Here is a 20,924-nt window from a genome sequence, read left to right as displayed (position 1 = left end):
CCTATGAAGTCTATTGAGGAACAAGCCTCGTTTACCCAAAACTTGGCATGGTGGGAGCATGTGCAGGACATCATTCCGAACGGCTGCAGTACTCTCGCCAAAACACCGGAACGCTTATTTCCAGGGCATATGCCGGTTTGTTGTGCCGAAGCCTTGAATGCTCGTTTTATCGATATAGATGGGAACCAGTGGCTGGATTGCGAGATGGCGATGGGAACGGCAGTATGGGGACATGCTCGCAAAGAAATTCAAAGCGCCGCTATTCAGCAATTGTCCAAGGGAACAAGCTTTTCTATTCCATCAGACATTGAACTGACTTGCGGCGAGCTTATTCTAGAAAGGTTCGAAGGAAAGTATTCCGCTCTTCGTTTCTGCAAAAGCGGTGCCGACGCGGTTAGCGGTGCAGTGCGGCTCGCAAGAGCCTACAGCCATAAGCCTATAGTAATTGCGACTGCTTATCACGGGTGGCATGACTGGTCTGCCTATGGCTATTATGGCCAACAAGCAGATGCGCTTGGAATTCCACCGGAAATTGAGAAGAGCACAGTATGGATTGGTGAACCCACTGTGGATCGCATAACAGAAGTGGTCCATCAACACGCGGATAAGGCTGCTTGTATCGTACTTTGTCCTAATGAATGGGAGCGGGATACACTGTTTGAAGTTGTGAACGTATGCCGGAGCAACGGAATCTTGGTTATTTTCGATGAAGTGACGTCTGGCATTCGGATGGGTAAAAAGGCTACGGCGGGAGAGTTTGATATTTGGCCTGATCTGCTTTGTATCTCCAAAGGGATGGCAAATGGTTTCCCTCTGGGAGCCGTGCTGGGCAATGAAGACCTGATGAACCTGTGTGGCCAAGTCAAATTTAGCAACGCTCATTCCAGTGAAACCATTGCGCTAGCGGCTGCGATTGCCTGTGAACAGCTGATGAAAAGTGCACCTGTTTGGCCGAGCTGGCGAGGGGCGACAGAAGAAGTCATGTCCGAACTGCAGGATGAGCTGGTAGCGCTGAATTTAACGGGAGTGTTGGCGTTAAAGGGAACTTATGCCAGCTTCTGTATCCGATCGACAGCGGAGCGGGATTTCTACCGAGACCCCTTCCGCGAATTTATGGTCAAAGAGCTTGCTAGCCACGGTATTTTCTCCAAAGGGTTTTTTATTTTCTCAGATAGTCATACCCGGATCGAAATCATGTGGGTGAAAGAGACTCTAAAGCAAATACTACGAGCTTGGCCGCGATACCAATAAAAATAAAGATGCCACGAGGAGGAACAATTTGTATGAAGGCACTTGTTTATCAGGATTACCGGAAGGTTGAATTGAAGGATGTCGAAGAGCCCGTTTTACAATCAGAGACTGGCGTAAAAGTGAAAATTTATGGATCAGGCATTTGCGGTACAGATTTGAATGTTGTTAAAGGGAAGATTTTTGCCAATCAAGGGACGATTATCGGTCATGAAGGGGTCGGTACGGTCGTTGAAGTTGGATCCAAAGTAAGAAGCGTCCGTGTCGGTGATCGTGTCCTCATTGATCCGACGCAATCTTGCGGGATATGCACCTATTGCCGTGAGGGCTTGCATTGTTACTGCGAGAATTTTGAGGAGCACCAAGTAGGGATGACCATTCATGGAACTTTCGCTGAATATTATGTAGGCGAAGAAAAATATATCTATCAAATCCCGGAATCCATGAGCTGGGAAGCTGCGATGTTGGTAGAACCGCTTGGTTGTGTGTTGAATACATTCCTGAAGGCTAACATCAAGCCCGGTGATGCTGTGCTGGTGCTTGGTTCAGGTGCCATCGGCTCGTTATGCCAACTGGTAAGCAGTCGATTTGCCCGTCTAACGGTTGGCACGGAAGTTGATGAGTACCGCAAGCAATTTGCTTCCAAAATTGCGGATCACGTCCTTCATCCGAACGAACTTACGCTTGAAAAAGTATATGAAATCAATAACCATCAAAAGTTCGATATTATCGTTGATGCCGTGGGGAACCAGCTTCATGTAGCTTTGGGCCTGATTGGCAAAGGGGGAAGAATCATCCCTATGGGGTACGATGATAGCTATGAAGTTTCCTTCAAGCCAACGGATTTTATTAATAATGGCGTGAATATTATCGGTGACGTAGCGGTGCATCAAATCATTAGCAGAGCGCTCAAGTTTGCGCAAAACCTGCCTGAATTGGAGCATATGGTGACATCCAGGCAATCGCTGGATCAGTATGAACAAGCATTCAATGAGACAATGGGGTTTGATTTACGTACGGGAGAGCGCAGACCGATGACCTCTGTTAAAGCGGTGTTAATCTCATAAGAAGCAGGCCGTTTGTCGCTGCAAACCGGCTTCGGTTCATCGTTTGCAGCGATGATGGTCGGAAGGAGGGGCTAGTCTTTGAAGAAGAAGTGGCTGGATGATTTGCCGAAAAATCCGCGCTATTCCATATTACTTGAACCATTATGGGCGATCCCCGGAACGATTGTTTTGTTTTATGCACCGCTTTACATGAAGGAAGCTGGACTTAGCGATATTGAGATTGGGATTATTAATTCTTTTCATTTGTATTTTGCTTTTATCTTTCAGCTATTTGCCGGAGCGATTACGAATAAATTAGGCAGAAAACAAACAACGCTTTTCTTTGATCTGTTAGCGTGGAGTATTCCTATGTTTATTTGGGCCTTTTCCCAAAGCTTCTGGTTATTCCTAATCGCCTATTTATTAAATGCGACATCAAAGATTGTGACAGTCTCATTTAATTGCCTTATTATTGAAGATGTAGAAGAACGAAAGCGGCCAAAAGTATTCGGTATAATGAATATGATTATTACTGCGGCAGGCGTTCTTACGCCCCTTGCGGGTCTGATAATGGCTAATTACGGCATAGCGCGTACACTTGCTGTGATTTATTTCTTTGGTGGAATTATCATGACGGTATTGTTTCTTCTTCGCAATCGAATGACGGACGAGACGGAAGTGGGCAAAGAGCTGATGAAGGTGCACCACCAGATACATGTCTTCAAAAGTTTAAGGGAAAGCCTCCTGTTATTTGCCAAAGGTTTCCGGAGCCGAAGGCTGCTTCCAATTATTTTGATCACCGTTTTATCCAACTTCATTCTGCAGCTCAATTTCTTTCAAGTTATTTTTTTCAAAGAGCAGCTGCTGTTTGACAATCATACGCTTTCGTATATCCCGGTCGTTTCCGCTCTAACGGTCATGCTGCTCTACTTTGTTATTTTCCCCAAATTAAAACGGCACTCGGATGAAAAATATGTTGGCCTATCCGTTGCTTTATGCACAGTGGGCTCATTGCTGTTTCTTTTCATTCCAGCAGGGAATATTCTCATTCTTATGATAACCATTACGATTCTGGCTGCGGGGACATTTATCTTACAAACCTACCGGGACGCACTGTTAATGAACCGTTTGGGCACGCATGAGAAAGCAGACATGTTCTCTGCAGTGCAAACGGTCATGACCTTGACCGCCATCCCTTCCGGGTATTTAACTGGACTTATCTATAACCATAGTCCAATATCGCTTTTTGTTGTTGTTCTTGGCTTGTATGCCGCCTTACTGGTTGTTGTCTTATTTCTGCCTCTTCCAGCTGGGCGCCAACAAATCGTGGATTCAACTTATTAACATACATAGAAGTACTTTAGGAGGTAAAAATGACTAATATATTGCAAGTTGAAAAGCAGCTCGAACTTTCTTGGTTGAACAAGCCGGAGCAGTGGGGATTTACACAGGAGGGGGGAATTATTGTTACCGCTCCTCCCGGGGCTGATTTCTTTTGCGATCCGGCAGGCAAGCATATCTGTGCTTCGGCTCCATTTCTGTACACGTCAGTACAGCAATCCTTTGAAATGACAACGCAGCTCACTGTTGAAATGAAAAACAAATATGACTCGGGATGCTTAATGCTCCTAGTGGACGAAAACAATTGGTGTAAATTGTGTTTTGAATATAACGGTAAAGCAGCAACAATCGTTTCTGTCGTTACGAAGGATGGCGTTTCCGATGACTGCAATTCAGAAATCGTTCAAGTGGCTAACCCGTATTTGAAAATACGGAAAGTGGAGGATTGTATCTCTTTCTTTTACTCGCAGGATGGCGAAGAGTGGACGTTAGTTCGTTATTTCGGGATGCGCACTCCGAGTGGAGGAAAAGCGGGGCTTGTTGCTCAATCACCGCAAGGAACAGGAAGTGCTGCGCATTTTATGAACTTAGTCGTTACGGATGCAAATCTTGAAAGCCGATTTGGTCTTAAAGCGCTTATCTTTGATTTCGACGGTTTAATTATGGACACGGAAACTCCTTGGTACTACGCTTTTAAAGACATATACCAGGAACACGGAATTGAACTTTCACTTGAGCTGTGGTCAAAAAATGTGGGAACTTCCTTCGATGAGTTCAATCCCTACGTCTATCTGGAAACCTCCATCCAGAAACCCTTGGATCACGGACATATTAAACGGTTGTCCGAAGAGAAATATGCAACCTATCTAGGCGAAGCACAGCTGCTTCCTGGTGTGCTTACGCTATTGGAAGCAGCCAAACTGAGAGGTCTGCGGATTGGATTGGCATCCAGTTCTACGCGCGATTGGGTCCACAAATACTTGAAGGAACAAGGCATTTTCTCCTATTTTGATGTGATACATACGGCGGATGATGTCAAGCGGGTGAAGCCTGATCCTGAGCTGTATACATTAACACTTGAAAAGCTTGGCGCAGCTGCTAGGGAGACTCTCGTTTTTGAAGATTCGCCTAATGGATTGAAAGCCGCTAAGGCTGCTGGCATCCGATGCGTTGTTGTGCCGAATGATGTGACACGGAACTTGGAGTTTTTAGCCCATGATTGGATGGTTGCCTCGCTTGAAGAAATTGATTTAGGGGTTTTCTAGCTCTCATTTTTCTTACGTAATTCGATGGGGGAGCAGCCGACATATTTCTTGAACACAGCTCCGAAGTAGCTGGGACTGTTGAATCCCACAGCTTCGGAGATATCTTTCACGGTCATCTGATCATCACGGATCAGCAATTCCTTGGCCTTGAGCAGTCGATAGCGTGTTAAATAAGTGATAGGTGTCATTTGATATTCTTTTTTAAACATACGATTAAAATGCTGCTCAGTGATGGACATTTGGTTGGCCAGCATGGTCAGCGAAATATCATGTTGATAATTCTGCTTAATGAAAGAAATAATGCTGGAAAACATCAGCTTATTTTCCTTCTGATCCTCATGAAGCGAATGATCCTGCGAGAATTTCAGCTTGATTAACAGCATGTAGAGTAAGCCTGATCCGTGATAATCACGGTCTTTATGATGGGATTTTTGAAAAAGTACAATTTCATGAATAATCATTTGCTGCATGTCATCAAGTGGGTAAACGTTGGCATCTACAAGCTGTAAAGCAAATAGAAATCGATGCAGCAGAGAACCGTTAAAGGTAAGGTATATGAAGTCCCAAGGCTCGCTTATCATGTTGTATGTGCTGGTTATCTGAGGAGGAGAAATATATATCATGCCCTCATGGAGCATAAATTCGTGATCCTGACTACCAATACGGCCAGCTCCTTTCTTGCAATAAATCATGAAATAGTCCGAGGGATGGTGAAGCACGGGGTAGTGATCAGTGAGAGTCATGCTGCCGTGACTAGTGATCAGTAAAGGGAGTACATGATCTTGAGGCATGGATTTCTCCTTTCAAATTAAAAAGAAGTTAACTTGAAAGCTACTTGGAGCTCTTGAATCTATTCAAGGGCTTCTTTCGCCTGTTTGTATTCATTATAAAGACGAGATAGCTGACTTACATTGAAAATAACTACAATATTGTATACATAACACAGAATATTTAATATTTAGTTCCATAGTTTTCGAGCAGATAGATCATTGATATAATACAGGTATGTAAAAAATTGGACGGACTTACATGACCGAAAATAATGTGAAGGGCAGTGAGAAATAACTTGAATCAATGGATCAAAAGGCCAAGAGATTTCGGCTTCCGCACCTAAATTTTTCTGTCAAACTTGCTTATTATCGTATTTATTACCTCATCCATTGGGGGGTTCGCCGTCTATGCCTCTTCCAAATATTTAGAGAGAAACACGCGAGATTTGTCCTTGCAAGTGCTTCAACAGTACTCTGAAAATATGGATAACCACGCTAAGAGCCTCATTAATACGTCCGTTTATTTACTCAGCGATGATGCGTTCCGAAGTATCATTTCGGAGGGAACACTAGATACGGCTAGTGATAACTACCCTATTTTTCGCAGTCAACTGGAAGCTCTCTTATTGCAATATGGAAATAGTCATCCATCCATTAATTTCATTGGCATTCGGACGAATTCAGGTAAGAGTATTTGGTGGGAAAATAAAAAAGGTGCCAGCAGGACAAAGGATGTGAATTACTTCAATGAAGTTCTGTCCTCTGAAGCGGTTGCTATTGAACAAGCGGGAATTGAAATTGCTTGGCATGCGTCTACGAGAATGCCGAATGAAGTATTGATGTCAAGGAAGTTTATTAACCTGAACAATGTGAATCAAAGTTTGGGCACGCTTGTTTTTGGCATTGATTCGACCTATTTTCTTTCGATGGAATCCAACAGCTCGTTAATACGTAAGGAAAATCTAGTGATTTTGAACGAGGAGGGCTCGCTACTTGCAAGTGGAGGGACGACGATTGTTGATGACAAGAGCGGCCAAAGTATGAATAGCAGCTTTTTGCTAGTGCGAGAGTACATGAAAAATCTGGATTGGCAGGTGCTTTGTTATATTCCGAAGGATATTTTATATGCAAACAAGCACGTCTTAACCGTTGTAATTATTCTAGTTTCCCTAGTAGCGCTAGTGATCTCGTCTATTTTTGCGTTCTATTTCTCCGTTTCTACCACAAGTTTAATCAAGAAGCTTGAACAGGCTATGAAGCTAGTTGAGAAGGGGGATTTTGACGTACATATCGAGCCTGCGGGTCAAGATGAAATCGGAAGTTTAACGATTCGGTTCAATTTCATGATTGCCCGGATCAGAGAATTGATCAACACGGTCTATAAAGAAAGGCTAGCTAAGCAGCAAGCGGAATTCTCTGTGTTGCTATGCCAGATCAATCCGCATTTTCTTTACAATACGTTAGGCACAGTCAAGTGGTATGCGCATATGAAGCAGCAAAATGACATCGTTCAGATGATGAATGCCATTATTAATCTGCTGAAATCATCAGTCAGGCGAGAAAACGAATACCATCCGTTAAGCGAGGAGATTAACCATATCCGCGATTATATCTACATTCAGAAGATTGGTTATGGAGAAGCCATTGAAGTCCATTATGAAATCGACCCGGAAGTCATGCCTGCCTATGTACCCTATTTCGCCTTGCAGCCCCTGGTGGAGAATGCCATTTTGCACGGCTTGGAAATGTCCAAAGGGAATGGTTTAATTACGATTCACGCCTACCGAGAGGGACAAGCACTGTTTCTCTTAGTTGAGGATAACGGCATCGGAATGAATGCGAAGAAAGTGGAGCATATTTTGCATCGAGGAGACAGGAAGGGGCTATTTTCAGGCTTAACCAGCATTGGAATAAGAAGCGTGCATGAACGGATTCAGCTCTATTATGGTTGTGACTATGGGCTTAGTTATGAGAGCGTAGAGGGATCAGGTACGAAAGCTAGGATTCGATTGCCATTTATTCTAAACCTGCGGGAGGCTGAAAATTATGCTTAAAGCCATGATCGTAGAAGATAATGCGATGTATCGCTATGCGGTGAAATCGATTCTTCGTTGGGAGGATTATGGATTTGAAATCATACATGAAGCTTTAAACGGCAAGCATGCGCTGGAGCTGTTAAAGGAGTCTCAGGTCGATCTCATTTTGACGGACATCAGTATGCCGCAGTTCAACGGAATTGAACTCATTGAGCGGGTAAAGTTGTTCGATCCGGCAATTAAAATCGTAGCGCTGAGTTCATACGACGACTTTCACTTTGTTAAGGAAGCACTTAAGCTTGGGGCAGAAGATTATTTGCTCAAACATGAGTTGGAACCACAATCCTTGCAGAACCTGCTCCAACAGGTGAAAACACAGATATTGCGGGATCGCCTGAGAAATCAGGATACTTCGATCACAGCATCTAGCTTAACGTGTTTAAAGACAGATCTGGTTAGCAAACTGCTGCTAGGTGAGTTGGTGAATGCCAAGGAAATCGCGCATCGCGCAGCGTTTATTCAATTTCCTATTCTTCATGAGCCTACAGTTGTTTTGCTTGCTGCTTGTATGGGTAACGATGTCGACATGCAGACGTGGAAATCGAGTATGGAAGCTTGCCTTGTGCCTTATGCTAGCACCGAGTATTATCTGAAGGTTGTACCGATTACGGAGCGGAAAATGGCCATTGTCATCTCTTTTTACCACGAGAAGAGTGAAACCAGTATGGGAGTATCAGCGATGCAGATAGCATCGGAATTAGCCTCATGTTGTCGGAAAGACAACCGTTCTTTTGCTATTGGAGTAGGCTCGGTGGGTTATGGCCTTAAAGCGTTCAGTACGCTATACCAGCAAGCGGAGAAGGCGCTGTATCAATCGGTATATGATAGCTCTAAGCAAATCTATATACACCCGTTATTGTTTAGCTCGAATGTCAATACGAATGAAGGTATGGGACTGCTCGGGCAATTAGCTCAAGCTATGAGAAGGGGGGATTTAGGGGGCGTTGAGACGACCACCGAACAATTTTTTCAGCTGCTTTATAAAGGCCAACCCGAAATGATGGATCTTCGAAAATGGCTGATCGATCTTTTTGCTTTATTGAAGTTCACCTCACTTGAAAAGAATCAGCATACCGATAATATGGCGGACTGGCATACCGAAGTTCTCAGGATGATTGAAGAGCTCCGTCCGCTAGGAGAGCTGAGGGACTTGTTCCTTGTGCAGTGTAAGCAACTGCTTCATCAATCGGATGAAAACAGACGTTTCTCACGGAAAGAGATACAGCTTGCGCTCGAATATGTGCATGCTCATTATGCCGAAGGCATTTCTGTCGTTATGCTGGCCAAGGTTCTCAATTTGAGCGCAAACTACTTGTCGAATATTTTTAAACATGAAACAGGCTTAAGGATAATCGAATATATTAATCACTATAGGATTAAAAAAGCGAAGAAATTGTTGAGCGATCCCTCTTGTAAAGTATACGAAGTCGCAGAAAAAACAGGCTTTCAAGAGACCTCTTATTTTTGCAAAGTATTCAAAGAGATTGAAGGTCGTACCGTAACGGAATTTAGGCGGAATGCAGGTGTTAAAAACCTGTTGGAATAATTCTATCTTAGTTTTGTGCTAGCTCTGATTAAGAATGTCTATTAAGTATCTCATCCATCTTTTTTATAATAAGGGTAAGGTCACAGCATTCAATACACGCCAAGGAGGCAGGAACAATGCAGGAGAAACAACCTTTACTATTAACGGATGAACAAATGAGAGAGTTTATTACTAACGGGTGTCTGATTCTTAAAACGGATTTTTCGCATGCGTTTCACGACAATTTGCTTGAGCAATTAAATACCGTGTACGCCGAAGAGGGTAATCCTGGAAATAACTTGCTGCCGCGTATCCGAGAACTGCAAAAAGTATTCGACCATCCGGTTGTTACTGGGGCATTAACGAGTGTGTTAGGTCCTAATTATATGATGCACGCTCATAGACATGGGCATTTCAATGCTGTGCCAACCGCTGGAGGCTGGCACAAAGACAGCTATTGGGGATATGACCGCGTGCGCAATCATCACCCGAACTGGGCAATGATTATGTATTTCCCGCAGGATACACCGGTAGATTTGGGGCCGACAGGCATTATGCCTGGTACGCAAAATCACCAAAAACGGGCATTCGAAGCTAATGAGCATCCTGCTGAAGTTCTGGCAAGCGGCGAGGCTGGTACATTCGCATTGATCCACTATGATATCTGGCACCGTTCCACGCCGAATATTCTTGGACAGCCGCGCTATATGCTGAAGTTTGAGTTTATGCGCACGGAGCTGCCTACGCAGCCAAGCTGGAATAATCAAGAGCGCGAATGGAAGAAGCCAGCGAACTTGCTCGCACCGCTTGCTGCGCATGATGTGATGTGGGAAGAGACATGGAACTGGTTATCCGGTGACATCTGCTCCCTGGCAGGAACGGCTTCATCTGATCCGCAGGTAGTACAGGAGCTAGCAGAGCAATTAAGCGGTGATGAGACGATCGCCATTAATGCTGCTTATGATCTTGCACGCAGAGGGCAAGCTGGGGTGAATGCACTGCTGGATGGGCTTCGCAGCGATGATGTTCATGTATCGCGCATCTGCGCGTATGGGTTGGCGGTTGCTGGAAGTGAGGCGGTTGATGGGTTGATCGCAGCACTCAACCACGAGAATGTAAATACGGTAACACATGCCGTCTTTGCATTGGGAGAATTGAGCGGATTAGCTGCCAAAGCGGTTCCTGCTCTAACACAGCTGCTGGGTCATCCGGAGGATAAAATCCGCAGCGCCGTTGTTGATGCGCTTGGTTTTATGAACTCGCCTGTAGAGGACGTCGTGGCTAGCCTAACTCGCGGCCTACAAGATCAGAACGCACAAGTGCGCTTCATGTCCAGCTTATCATTGTCACGCTTAGGCGCTTCAGCAGAGCCGGCTGTTCCGCAATTGGAGATCGCGCTGGATGATGAGAACCGATATGTTCGTGCGCATGCCGCGGAAACGTTGAACTACATCGGTACAGAGCGGGCGAAAAATTCGCTGATTCGCTTCCTGCTGAACAACCGCTGGTGCTCCACAACGACGAAGGCAAATTCTTTTTATCCGTGAAACAGTAAACCATACACGGCACGTTGATTTACGAAAGAGGCTTTCTCTCAGCCATCACCATGGCTTGGAGGCGGCCTCTTTTATTCATTTATTCGCTATTATCAATGGTTTTAGGTCTCAAATCACGGAAAGCCGTAGGTTTAAATCCGGTTTGCTCCCTGAACATACGGGAGAAATACGATAGTTCCATCCCTAACGCGTCAGCGATTTGGGAGACGTTAAGTTCCGTCGTCATCAGCAAATCTTTGGCTTTTTCTGAACGAAGATGATTCATGTATTGGATAGGCGAGTAGCCCGTAAATTGCTTGAAAGCATTGATGAAGTAATTAGGATGGTAATGCGCAATGCGAGATAGCGTATCCACAGATACATTGTCAGCAATATGCTGTTCCATATAAATCAGGACTTTGTTCATTTTCTCAAAAGTAGGCGTAGAGGTCAGGTTGAGCTTGACGGATTGATTTTGCTCAATAAAATCGGCAATAAACGTCATCAGAATCGAGTAAGCTCGAAATTCTGAGGTTAAACTTTCGCTCTGACTGTAAGCAATCAACTGTTCAAAGGCTGTTACCAGCTCTTCAGGGTTCTGAACCTTCAAGCAAGGAGAGGTTTGCAGAATTTGAAATAAATCCAAATCCCCGATTTTGGCGGAAAAATGGCACCAATATTTTCCGAAAGTGTTGTCGCTAATCGTACCGTAAGCTTGGTCACTTCCGGCTGGAAGCAAATAGAGATCCCCAGGTTTCGGATAGTAAGTCTGATCCCCAATCCGGACATAACCTTCGCCTTCACGTATAAAATAAAGTCGGTTAAACGCACAGACCGGATTCTCATCGGTCCAGGATTTTTGGACTTTGGTATATGCCGCGTAGGATAAATCCAGCTTCGCCTTGGCGAGGTACTTCTTCCAGAACGTGCGTTCACTCGCGTTCATTCCGTTCTTCATAGCCTATATTCCTTTCACGAATAGACGGCAAATACCCTCAGTAAATTGCTCCTTGGTATATCCCAGAACTTCCTTATGATATAGATATTGATCCGGAATGAGGGAAGCAAGGATCGTATTGACGGTTAGTGTCACATCAATAGGCCTAATTTCCCCTTGCTCAACAGCGCGTATGACTAGAGGGGACATCAGATGATGAAGCCGTACAAACAGCGGTTTTTTATGCAAACTAAAGCTGCGCTTGTCCGTGTGCATCGAGACAATGGTCGAGAGCAGGGAAGCTTTCTCATCGACAAAATCAACAATTCGAACTATGCACTCGGACAATTGTTTCATCGCGCTCACATCTGACTTAATTTCAGCCGTTTCGATCTCAAGTGAAGTAAGGAATTGATTGGTTGTTGAACGCAGCAGATCACTGCAGACATCACCAATGTGTGCGTAACGGCGATACAGCGTTCCTTGGCCCACTCCGGCCTCTTTTGCGATTTGATGCATGGTGACGTCTTCAATGCTATGCGTTTGAAAAAGGGTTTTTGCCGTTGAAAGGATGCGTCGGCGATACTCGGAATCACGTTCCTCACGTCGTCCGCAGATCGGATGTGCATCCAGTTCGGGTCCAAATAATGCTTCTTCTTGATCATCTGTATGCTTCATACATTCTCCTCCCGAACAAATGACTCCTCTAAAATAAATGAAACATTTGACATTGCGGACAATTGTCCGTAATATGGTGTTGCGGACAAATGTCCGTTATTATTGTAACATGATCTTGTTGGATTGTCGAAGGAGGAGTTCATGATGAGTAAACCAGCAGTACCCGGTGCAGCGGAGCCGGAGTTTAAGATTACAAGCATTTTAGTGCCGCTTATTGCCATCATTTCGGGCATTTTCATGGTCATACTTGATTCAACGGCGATGAATGTCGCGCTATCGAAGCTGGTCGTTGATTTTAACACAGATCTGCCGACCATTCAGTGGACGGTTACGGGTTACATGCTGGCAACGGCGGCGGTAATTCCGCTTTCCGGGTGGTTATCCGACCGATTTGGCGCGAAACAGGTATTTTTGACTTCAGTTGTACTATTCACTGTTGCTTCTGTGCTTTGTGCTACGCCAAATAGTGCGGAATGGTTAATTGTTTTCCGAATTCTGCAAGGTTTAGGCGGCGGTTTCGTTATGCCGGTTGCCATGGCGTATGTGTTCCGTTTGAGTCCTCCGAATAAAATCGGCCAAGTGATGGGGATGCTCGGTGTGCCGATTCTGCTTGCCCCAGCTATTGGACCTATTTTGGCAGGTTGGTTAGTTGAGTATCATTCCTGGCATTGGATTTTCCTGATTAATCTGCCGGTTGGTATTTTCAGTTTGATTTTCGGATTATGGAAGCTGCCGGCAACTCCGCGTAAAGAAGTAGCCGGTTTCGATTTGCCGGGGATGATTCTTGGACCTATCGCTTTTGCTGCTTTGTCCTATGGGATTACACAAGGGGCGGAGAGTTGGTCGTCCGCAAAGACGTTAGGCGGAATTATCATTGGCGCTGGTGCATTGATTGCTTTTATCCTTGTTGAACTAAAAGCCAAAATTCCTCTGATAGAGCTGCGTGTATTCAAGTCGGTGGATTTCTCTTTTAGTATCTTCGTGCAATGGGTTCTGCAATTCAGCTTGTTCGGGGCTATTTTCCTACTGCCGCAATTTCTGCAGCAAGCCCGCGGTTTTGGGGCATTCGATACGGGTTTGACGTTATTTCCTCAAGCCATTGCTTCCGGCATTATGATGCCGATTGGCGGATATTTGTTTGATAAAATCGGTGTCCGATGGTTGGTTGTCATCGGACTTACGCTTGTCTCCGGGGCGATTTATCAATATTCGCACGTGGATTTAACGACAGAGAGCTCTGATCTGCTTCTGCCTTTGATTATGGCCGGTTCAGGTATGGGACTGATGATGATGCCGCTCAATTCGCATTTGATCAAGAAAGCACCGCAAGATCTGGTGAGCCGGGTGACGTCGTTAACTAGCGCGATGCAGCAGGTAATCAACTCATTTGCAGTAGCTACGCTGGTTACCGTACTCTCTTCGCGTGTCTCCACGCTAATTACGGAGAAGAACATTGTTATTACAGGTCCAGCTGATATGCAAAAAGCGATGTTGGCCGTAGCTCCAGAAGCGTTCGGCTATACGTTCCGCGTCATGCTGTTTATCGCAATCGGCGGTATTTTCCTAGGATTGTTCCTGCGCCGCGGTCAGCATCAGCCGACTGAGGAAGGCAGCAAACACGAAGTTTCGATAGAAGCGCTACATTAGAAAAAGCGGAAAAGGCTGTTCCGAAAGTCATCAAATGACCGAGGGAGAGCCTTTTGTGCGTTTGGCAGCTCCATCTTAGATTAACGGGAAATGCTACTGCTACAAGACAAAGAGGCTGTCCCAAGCTAAGTCATCCAATGACCGCGGGACAGCCTCATTTCGCCTATAGGCATGTGATCCTCGTATGCTGATCAGTTACTCGTTCGTTAGCTTTAATTTATCCAGCAGCTTGAAAAACAGACTAAGCACAATAGCAACAATCGTGGCAAGCGCCATGCCCTTCAGTTCAAAATGCCCGAGCTTCAGCGTTGCGCCGCTAAGACCGATAACAAGAACAGTGGTTGTCAGAATTAGATTGATCGGTTTGGAATAATCAACTTTCGTCTCCACGAGCATCCGAATACCGGAAGCAGCAATGATGCCGAACAACAGCATGGATACGCCTCCCATGACAGGCGTAGGAATGGTTTGAATCAAAGCCGAGATTTTCCCGACAAAAGAGAGAACAACCGCGAGGATCGCTGCGCCGCCAATGACCCAAACCGAGTAGACACGGCTGATCGCCATGACGCCGATGTTCTCACCATACGTCGTATTTGGTGTGGAACCAACCAAGGAAGACAGCATCGTCGAGATCCCGTTTCCAAGTAAGGATCTGCTTAGGCCTGGGTCTTTGGACAAATCTTTGCCCACCATATTGCTGGTTACGATCAAGTGGCCAATATGCTCTGCTATAACAACAAGTGCCGCAGGAGCGATGATTAATATACTAGCCCAATCAAACGTTGGTGAGTAGAAGGTTGGCAGCTTAAGCCACTGAGCCGCGCTTAGGGTTTCTTTAATATGTACTAAGCCTAGAAAGGCTGCAAGCACGTATCCAAGGATGATAGCCACTAGAATAGGAATGACTTTAAGTAGCCCTCGAAATACGATCGAGCCAACTACACCAATCAAAAAAGTAAAAATAGATACCGTGATCACGGTCATATCGGGAACCCAAGCTTCCTTGGCATCGGCAGGTGCGATAATGCCAGCCATAGAGGCGGCTGTGGGCACTAACTCTAGACCGATGACAGACACAATAGCGCCCATCGCGGCAGGCGGGAAGACTACGTCAATCCACCGTGTTCCCACGAAGCGAATCAATATAGCGATGATCGTAAAGATCAGACCGACGACGAGAAATCCGCCAAGCGCCGCACTATAGCCTTTTTGACCGAGGACGACGAAAACAGGCGAAAGGAAGGCGAAGCTGGACCCCAGGAAGGCGGGGATTTTTCCTCTAGTGATGAAAATATAGAGCAGGGTTCCGATCCCATTCATCAACAATATCGTAGCTGGATCGACATGAAAGAGAATGGGTACAAGCACGGTGGAGCCAAACATGGCAAATAAATGCTGTAAACTAAGGGGGATGCTTTCGCCCAAGGAGGGGCGTTCATCCACTTGAATGATACGTGACACGGTGTAAACTCCCTTTCTATTTCTTCTCGTTCGATATCTTATCACAAAACGTGCTCTACGGTAACCCTTACCAATCTCTCCGCAGAGCAAATAAATCATGCAGTTCTTCATTAGAGAGCTCGGTAATCCACGCTTCGGAGGTAGAAATCACATTTTCGCTCAGACTCATCTTGCTCTCGAGCATCTCGTCGATTTTCTCCTCCAGCGTGCCCAGAGAGATGAATTTATGCACCTGCACGTTCCGTGTCTGCCCCATCCGGTAAGCGCGGTCTGTGGCTTGGTTTTCCACGGCTGGATTCCACCAACGGTCAAAGTGGAACACGTGGTTTGCGGCGGTCAGATTGAGACCGACACCGCCTGCCTTAAGTGACAAAATAAAGATGCCAGGCCCATCCGCGGCTTGAAACTTATCAATCATTTTGTCGCGCTCTTGCTTCGGCGTGCTGCCGTTCAGGTACAACACGGGTTCGTCCCGCTGCGCCCGCAAAATATCAACCAGCAGCTTGCCCATGCTGACATACTGCGTGAAGATCAGGCAGGAGTCGCCTTCATCCCGCAGTTCACCAACCATGGCAGCGAGCCTTTCGAGTTTAGCTGAGCGCGCGATGAAACCTTCCCGGCTGTCTTCGTCAAGCAAGCTTTCCTCAGAGAGGGGAGCCTCCTTGGTCAGCAGAACCGGATGGTCGCAAAGCTGCTTCAGCTGTGTTAACGCGGAGAGAATCGCGCCTTTGCGCTCCATGCCTTCCAGCTTTTGCATGCGCTCCATGAGGTTCTTGACCGCTTGCTCATAAAGGGCGCCTTGCTCGGCGGTCAAGTTCAAGTAGACCTTCATCTCCTGCTTATCCGGCAAATCAAGCTGGATGGCAGGATCTTTCTTTTTGCGGCGCAGCATAAAAGGTTTGACGAGCTTCTGGAGCTGCATCGTCCGCTCCTCGTCTTGGTGTTTCTCGATCGGATTCGCGAAACGATGTTGAAAGCCGCGCTGATTCCCCAAATAGCCGGGATTCAGGAAGTCATAGATCGACCAGAGCTCAGACAACCGATTTTCGATCGGTGTGCCTGTCAGGGCGATGCGATGTTTGGCTTTTAGCGAACGAACGGCGGCAGACTGCTTGTTCTGGGCGTTCTTAATATTTTGCGCTTCATCTAGACAAAGGGAGCTCCATACCGTCTCTTGCAGCGTTTCTTGCTCCATAAGAGCAGTCGTGTAAGAAGTCAGCACGATATCGGTGTCCTTCAAGGCTTCAGCAAGCGCTTCGCCGCTTAAACGGCCTTTGCCGTAATACAGCAGAACTTTGAGCTCCGGGGCAAAACGAACCAGCTCTTTCTGCCAATTGCCGAGTACAGAAGTAGGACAAATCAGCAGAGCTGGCTGCTCCGATTCTGCCTGGTGATGCAGCAAATACGTGATGAACTGAATGGTTTTCCCAAGTCCCATATCATCGGCAAGGCAGGCGCCAAGACCGAAATTTCTTAAATAGGTTAACCATGTGAAGCCTTCATGTTGGTAGCTGCGCAGTTCAGCGCGCAAGCCTGCAGGAACAGGGATTTCTTGCAATTCTGACGGCTGTGCAAGCTGACGCACAAGCTTCATCAGATGCGCGTTTAACTCAACTTCCAGCTTAATTCGTTCTTCATTCTCAGCGTCATCCTCAGGCGAAGCACTGCCTTTAGGTGAATTCTCTTTCTCCGATTCATTAAGTAAGTGGAGCTGGAAAATATCGAGCAAAGATAAACCTTCTTGGGGGTCAACGCTGGACATCAGTCTGCGAATTTGCTCAAGCAGAGCGGGATCCAGATAGACCCACTGGCCGCGGAAGCGAATGAGGCGCTCATTGCGCGAGAGCAGCGCAGCGAACTCGGCTTCGCTTAGATCCGCCTCCCCAATAGCGATTCGCCAGTCGAAGTCGACTAAGGCGTTCAGCCCGAAGAGCGACTGGCCCTTGCCTCCAGCCTCGGAGGATACCTTCGCGCGAAGCCGAGGCTTTCGCTTGGAGGCAGCCTCCCACCAGCCAGGCAGCATAACGTTCCAACCGCCGTCTAGTAAGTGACGGCTGTCTGCCGTTAAGAATGTCCAAGCCGATTCATCGTCTAGTGGACTAGATAAGAGCTCAACGCCGCTGCTTCCGCTGGGCAGAGGTTCGGCTAGCCTGGCGGCCCAGCCGGCAGACCGTTCCAGCACATAAGGACTCCAGCTGCTGTCCCAGGTTCCTGCAGCGGTGCCTTCCGCTGTAAGACGAATCGGCGCGAGGACAGAGCGATCTTGCTTGTCCTGCAGGACAAGACGGAGGCGCCATGTGTCGTCCTCTTCATCTGGCTCGAGCAGCTGCAGGGCAGGTCGGAAGGGTGCCGTGTCTGGACGCCAGCCCAAAGAAGCGAGCCATTCTTCTTCCGTCAGAGCGACTGGGGAAGAGGATCGCTGGAACAACGCGGGGTAATCCCGGCGCAGGTCAGCAATCGCCGCTTCGCTTCCATAGTGCTCAGCAGTGATAGCGGCAGAGAACGCCGCGCGCAGCCCGCTTAGACCTTGACCAAGGGCATCAAGGTTCTGAAAGGCTGCCCAATCGAACGATTTCAGCGCGTCGGATTCCGCATCCCAAGTCCAGCCCAGCGCCCCTTTGTGGAAATCGTGCAAGCTAGGGACATAGCGACCAGCTTGCGCTTCTTGGTAAAGAAGCGGTGCGATTTCGCGCATTGCTTTCATGCCTTCATTGCCATCATCCAAGCGCAGGATGTCCATGAGACCAGGCTGGGTGAAGAAGGGAAGCACCATGTCCGCGGGGAGTACAACGACGGAGATGTCTCCAGCCTGCTGCAGGTCCAAAGCGGTGCCGTAATAGGAGGGTTCATGCCAAGCGAACATGAGATTTCGAAGCTTTTCTCCAGGTACATCGCGGTCGTCAAGAAATCCCCAGAATAAAGCATCGCCGCTATCTGTTAGTGTCATGCTGACTTGTAAATCATGCAATATTGCGTTCATCCGAGCAGCTTTCCTTTCCTAAGTTCCTCTTGCAGCGCCCGCAGCCTGCTATGGCGTTCAACAAAACCGGCAAAAAATGTTTCCCAGTGGCCGGGCTGTTTCATTTTTTTATACACTTTTTCGAGCCTTTTCAATAGTCTGACGGCTGCCTTGTAGTCATGACGATTTTTCAAACCAACATAATGGTTCACGGCTTGATGGTAATAGGGCAGAAGCAGCTGAGGCGCTTCTTTTTCAATCGGCTGGAGCACGCTGACTCTGTGAAAAAGCGGATCGTGACCTTGAAGAATCTGCATTTCGAGCCAAGCCTTCCATTTCCCTTGCTCGTAGAGAACATTTTCAATGAGAAAGTAAGAACGCGGCAGGAGGCTCTCAAATGCCTTCCACATCCGTTCTTCCGCCTCTGGATAATGAGCGACAGCTTTTTGCCAATAATTCGCGTAGGTATCGAGTTCACGGGTTCGCGGATTATTGAAGAAGAAGGCTGTTTTGGCTAACCAATCGACAAGTTCTTTCCAATTGAGGGATGCCAGCAAGTGGTCGAAGAAAGTAGCGAAAAGATAGGCGGGCGTATCTTTAAAGGCAGGCCCTTCCTCTAATGTTGCCCAAGCTACCTCGGTTTGTGACATTAGGAGGCGTATGTAAGCCTTCGCGGCAGAAAGCGAAGGCGTCGAAGATGAGCTGTCTGTTATCGATGTCTCAATGGCTTCGATTTCTTTAGGGGCGTAGGACAATGCCGCAGCGTTACCTGAAGTCATCCATTCGTTCCAAAGTGCTGCGTACACGCCAAAGTCTTGATAACTATGCCCTTGCTGTTCAGCAATCTGCGTTCTAAGATACGCGAATGTCGTCTCCAGGCGCTCGCTGGACTCGGAGAGAGCTAACTCGGAAGTGTGCTCTTTCAGCCATGTCAGAATATCATCGTATATCTTGTAGATCGCTGAAGACGTAAAGAAACTCGTCCCGCTTTGCGTGTTCTGCCCTTTTATTTTTCTCAGAAGGAATAGTAATTGATGTAGTTCAAAAAATCCCCGATCCTGGTCCGAAAAAGGTATAGCAGCCTGCGTTAGCGTAGTTAAATGAGTGCGCAGTTGCTGAGCGTAAATGCCCTGATCGTAGGTTGGTTTTATGGAAACTGTAAATTGATCCAGAAACTGCTGCCAGCTGCTAACCGACAGGGACGGCAAATTCAAGATGGCGGATTCGGAGACGGCTTGCGAAGCCGCGCGTTTGAGCTGCATTTTGGCATTCATAATTTGGGTAGCCGGGTAACCGAGACGGTCTGCCAGCTCCATCATGACAGCAGCTTGGTGCTTGCAAGCGCCATGAACCGGGCATGTACAGCTGCCATCTTTGAACTTATTTAGATTCAGCGAAACCTGGTAAACCTCAGATCCATCGACTTTGGCTTGAACCAAACGAGCATCAGAAATGCTCAGTGAGACAACTTGGCCTTGTTTGAAATAGGTAAACCCTCTGGAAAGGGTTACGTCTGTATAGGCTTCAGCCACATATTCGAGCAGCTTCAACCACTCTTCATCATTTAAAACAGTAGAAGTGCTCATAGGAAGGCTCCTTGCTAATGAATAGAGTATCTAATAACCTTATTAGTATAAATAGTGCAGCTAATATTGTAAATTTTGTTTCTTATTTAAATTGTTTTTTTTGCAAAAAAGGAAAGGTGAGTGAATAAATGAGAAAAAGAATAGTCATAATTGGAATAGGACTAATGACCGTTATTCTTCTATTGTTTGGCATATGGAAATGGATGAATGCTCGAAATTTTCAAGTCTTCGGCGGGCTAACCAGCCATGTTGAGACGAATGAAAAAGTTGTGGCGATAACGTTTGATGACGGTCCAACAGCACAAACCGCTTCAATTTTATCCCTATTGGGTAGATATCAAGCAAAGGCTACTTTTTTTCTAATAGGAAGCGAGCTTGAGAACAATAGAGAAGCAGGGCAGCAGATCGCCAAGGCTGGCCATCAAATCGGGAATCATACATTTTCACATCAACGAATGGTTTTCAAGAAGCCGTCTTTTATCCGCGAAGAAATTGAAAAAACAAACCAGCTCATTCGAGAGATGGGTTACGAGGGCGAAATTGATTTCCGGCCGCCAAACGGTAAGAAGTTGATTGGATTACCTTATTATTTACATAAGCAGCATATTCAAACGATTATGTGGAATTTGGAGCCGGATACGAATTTCAGCGCTGCTTCTGACAAAGTAAATGAAGTCGTACAACACGTTAAGCCGGGCTCTATCATTCTGCTGCATCCTATGTACGATAATTCGGAGCTTCTTGCGATAGAAGGTATCTTAGATGCTTTGACGAAAGAAGGCTATACCTTTGTGACTGTCAATGACCTACAAAATAGATAATGTTCA

At 46.5% G+C, this 20,924-nt stretch carries 15 protein-coding genes; 9 read left to right on the top strand and 6 right to left on the bottom strand.

Translation table 11 applies throughout. The features are described from left to right. The first annotated feature begins 3 nt into the window (after positions 1-3). The 4 genes from GQF01_RS08300 to GQF01_RS36835 all read left to right on the top strand — a co-directional run bounded on the left by GQF01_RS08300 (position 4) and on the right by GQF01_RS36835 (position 4,900). Positions 4-1,251, top strand: coding sequence for an aminotransferase class III-fold pyridoxal phosphate-dependent enzyme (locus tag GQF01_RS08300; protein WP_161406304.1), 1,248 nt, complete (start codon positions 4-6; stop codon positions 1,249-1,251). Between the two features lie 32 nt (positions 1,252-1,283). Further along, on the top strand, positions 1,284-2,315 hold the full coding sequence (locus GQF01_RS08295; protein ID WP_161406303.1) for a zinc-dependent alcohol dehydrogenase: 1,032 nt from the start codon (positions 1,284-1,286) through the stop codon (positions 2,313-2,315). Between the two features lie 78 nt (positions 2,316-2,393). Further along, a complete protein-coding gene (locus GQF01_RS08290) occupies positions 2,394-3,638 on the top strand; it encodes an MFS transporter (RefSeq protein ID WP_161406302.1) in 1,245 nt (414 codons plus the stop codon). 29 nt (positions 3,639-3,667) lie between these two features. Beyond that, complete coding sequence (locus GQF01_RS36835; protein ID WP_328803416.1) at positions 3,668-4,900, top strand: HAD-IA family hydrolase; 1,233 nt, start codon at positions 3,668-3,670, stop codon at positions 4,898-4,900. Here the strand turns inward: GQF01_RS36835 and GQF01_RS08280 are convergent. Continuing rightward, positions 4,897-5,691 (bottom strand): helix-turn-helix transcriptional regulator, encoded by a 795-nt coding sequence (locus GQF01_RS08280; protein ID WP_161406301.1) that lies wholly within the window; start codon positions 5,689-5,691, stop codon positions 4,897-4,899. The two genes, GQF01_RS36835 and GQF01_RS08280, sit on opposite strands and share 4 nt — an antisense overlap. A gap of 338 nt (positions 5,692-6,029) precedes the next feature. Between GQF01_RS08280 and GQF01_RS08275 the strand changes: the two genes are divergently transcribed. The 3 genes from GQF01_RS08275 to GQF01_RS08265 all read left to right on the top strand — a co-directional run bounded on the left by GQF01_RS08275 (position 6,030) and on the right by GQF01_RS08265 (position 10,838). Next, a complete protein-coding gene (locus GQF01_RS08275) occupies positions 6,030-7,724 on the top strand; it encodes a cache domain-containing sensor histidine kinase (RefSeq protein WP_161406300.1) in 1,695 nt (564 codons plus the stop codon). Continuing rightward, complete coding sequence (locus GQF01_RS08270) at positions 7,717-9,312, top strand: response regulator (protein ID WP_161406299.1); 1,596 nt, start codon at positions 7,717-7,719, stop codon at positions 9,310-9,312. The genes GQF01_RS08275 and GQF01_RS08270 overlap by 8 nt, the downstream gene beginning before the upstream one ends. Before the next feature lie 116 nt (positions 9,313-9,428). Next, positions 9,429-10,838 (top strand): HEAT repeat domain-containing protein, encoded by a 1,410-nt coding sequence (locus tag GQF01_RS08265; protein WP_161406298.1) that lies wholly within the window; start codon positions 9,429-9,431, stop codon positions 10,836-10,838. Positions 10,839-10,926: 88 nt separating this feature from the next. Here the strand turns inward: GQF01_RS08265 and GQF01_RS08260 are convergent, their stop codons facing one another. Continuing rightward, positions 10,927-11,784: an AraC family transcriptional regulator gene (locus tag GQF01_RS08260; protein WP_161406297.1), complete on the bottom strand. Its 858-nt coding sequence runs from the start codon at positions 11,782-11,784 to the stop codon at positions 10,927-10,929. A 3-nt stretch (positions 11,785-11,787) separates the two neighbouring features. Then, positions 11,788-12,441 carry a TetR/AcrR family transcriptional regulator gene (locus GQF01_RS08255; RefSeq protein WP_161406296.1) on the bottom strand — a complete coding sequence of 218 codons (654 nt, stop codon included), beginning with the start codon at positions 12,439-12,441 and terminating at the stop codon, positions 11,788-11,790. A gap of 144 nt (positions 12,442-12,585) precedes the next feature. On the opposite strand from GQF01_RS08255, the gene GQF01_RS08250 reads away from it, so the two are divergent. Further along, complete coding sequence (locus GQF01_RS08250) at positions 12,586-14,088, top strand: MDR family MFS transporter (RefSeq protein ID WP_235959089.1); 1,503 nt, start codon at positions 12,586-12,588, stop codon at positions 14,086-14,088. 195 nt (positions 14,089-14,283) lie between these two features. On the opposite strand, the gene uraA is transcribed toward GQF01_RS08250, so the two are convergent. The 3 genes from uraA to GQF01_RS08235 form a co-directional block, all read right to left on the bottom strand. Next, the gene (gene uraA, locus GQF01_RS08245; protein WP_328803415.1) at positions 14,284-15,552 is read right to left on the bottom strand and encodes a uracil permease; all 1,269 of its coding nucleotides are present in this window, start codon (positions 15,550-15,552) and stop codon (positions 14,284-14,286) included. A 67-nt stretch (positions 15,553-15,619) separates the two neighbouring features. Further along, positions 15,620-18,532: a DEAD/DEAH box helicase gene (locus GQF01_RS08240; protein ID WP_161406293.1), complete on the bottom strand. Its 2,913-nt coding sequence runs from the start codon at positions 18,530-18,532 to the stop codon at positions 15,620-15,622. Further along, entirely contained in the window at positions 18,529-20,097 is a 1,569-nt protein-coding gene (locus GQF01_RS08235) for an SWIM zinc finger family protein (RefSeq protein WP_161406292.1), read from the bottom strand. Before GQF01_RS08235 ends, GQF01_RS08240 begins: the two co-directional genes overlap by 4 nt. 128 nt (positions 20,098-20,225) lie before the next feature. Here GQF01_RS08235 and GQF01_RS08230 point away from each other — a divergent pair, with 128 nt between their 5' ends. Further along, the gene (locus GQF01_RS08230; protein WP_161406291.1) at positions 20,226-20,918 is read left to right on the top strand and encodes a polysaccharide deacetylase family protein; all 693 of its coding nucleotides are present in this window, start codon (positions 20,226-20,228) and stop codon (positions 20,916-20,918) included. Positions 20,919-20,924: the final 6 nt, after the last annotated feature.

The sequence above is a fragment of the Paenibacillus silvestris genome, assembly GCF_009882985.1.
Classification (GTDB): Bacteria; Bacillota; Bacilli; order Paenibacillales; family NBRC-103111; genus Paenibacillus_E; species Paenibacillus_E silvestris.
Note: the sequence above shows the minus strand (reverse complement) of the source record. Positions and strands in the feature narration are given on the sequence as shown.

Excerpts from the sequence above, each read along its gene's own strand:
- GQF01_RS08300 (WP_161406304.1), top strand. The coding sequence starts at position 4 with ATGAAGTCTATTGAGGAACAAGCCTCGTTTACCCAAAACTTGGCATGG.
- GQF01_RS08295 (WP_161406303.1), top strand. The coding sequence starts at position 1,284 with ATGAAGGCACTTGTTTATCAGGATTACCGGAAGGTTGAATTGAAGGAT.
- GQF01_RS36835 (WP_328803416.1), top strand. The coding sequence starts at position 3,668 with ATGACTAATATATTGCAAGTTGAAAAGCAGCTCGAACTTTCTTGGTTG.
- GQF01_RS08280 (WP_161406301.1), bottom strand. The coding sequence starts at position 5,691 with ATGCCTCAAGATCATGTACTCCCTTTACTGATCACTAGTCACGGCAGC.
- GQF01_RS08270 (WP_161406299.1), top strand. The coding sequence starts at position 7,717 with ATGCTTAAAGCCATGATCGTAGAAGATAATGCGATGTATCGCTATGCG.
- GQF01_RS08265 (WP_161406298.1), top strand. The coding sequence starts at position 9,429 with ATGCAGGAGAAACAACCTTTACTATTAACGGATGAACAAATGAGAGAG.
- GQF01_RS08260 (WP_161406297.1), bottom strand. The coding sequence starts at position 11,784 with ATGAAGAACGGAATGAACGCGAGTGAACGCACGTTCTGGAAGAAGTAC.
- GQF01_RS08255 (WP_161406296.1), bottom strand. The coding sequence starts at position 12,441 with ATGAAGCATACAGATGATCAAGAAGAAGCATTATTTGGACCCGAACTG.
- GQF01_RS08250 (WP_235959089.1), top strand. The coding sequence starts at position 12,586 with ATGAGTAAACCAGCAGTACCCGGTGCAGCGGAGCCGGAGTTTAAGATT.
- GQF01_RS08240 (WP_161406293.1), bottom strand. The coding sequence starts at position 18,532 with ATGAACGCAATATTGCATGATTTACAAGTCAGCATGACACTAACAGAT.
- GQF01_RS08235 (WP_161406292.1), bottom strand. The coding sequence starts at position 20,097 with ATGAGCACTTCTACTGTTTTAAATGATGAAGAGTGGTTGAAGCTGCTC.
- GQF01_RS08230 (WP_161406291.1), top strand. The coding sequence starts at position 20,226 with ATGAGAAAAAGAATAGTCATAATTGGAATAGGACTAATGACCGTTATT.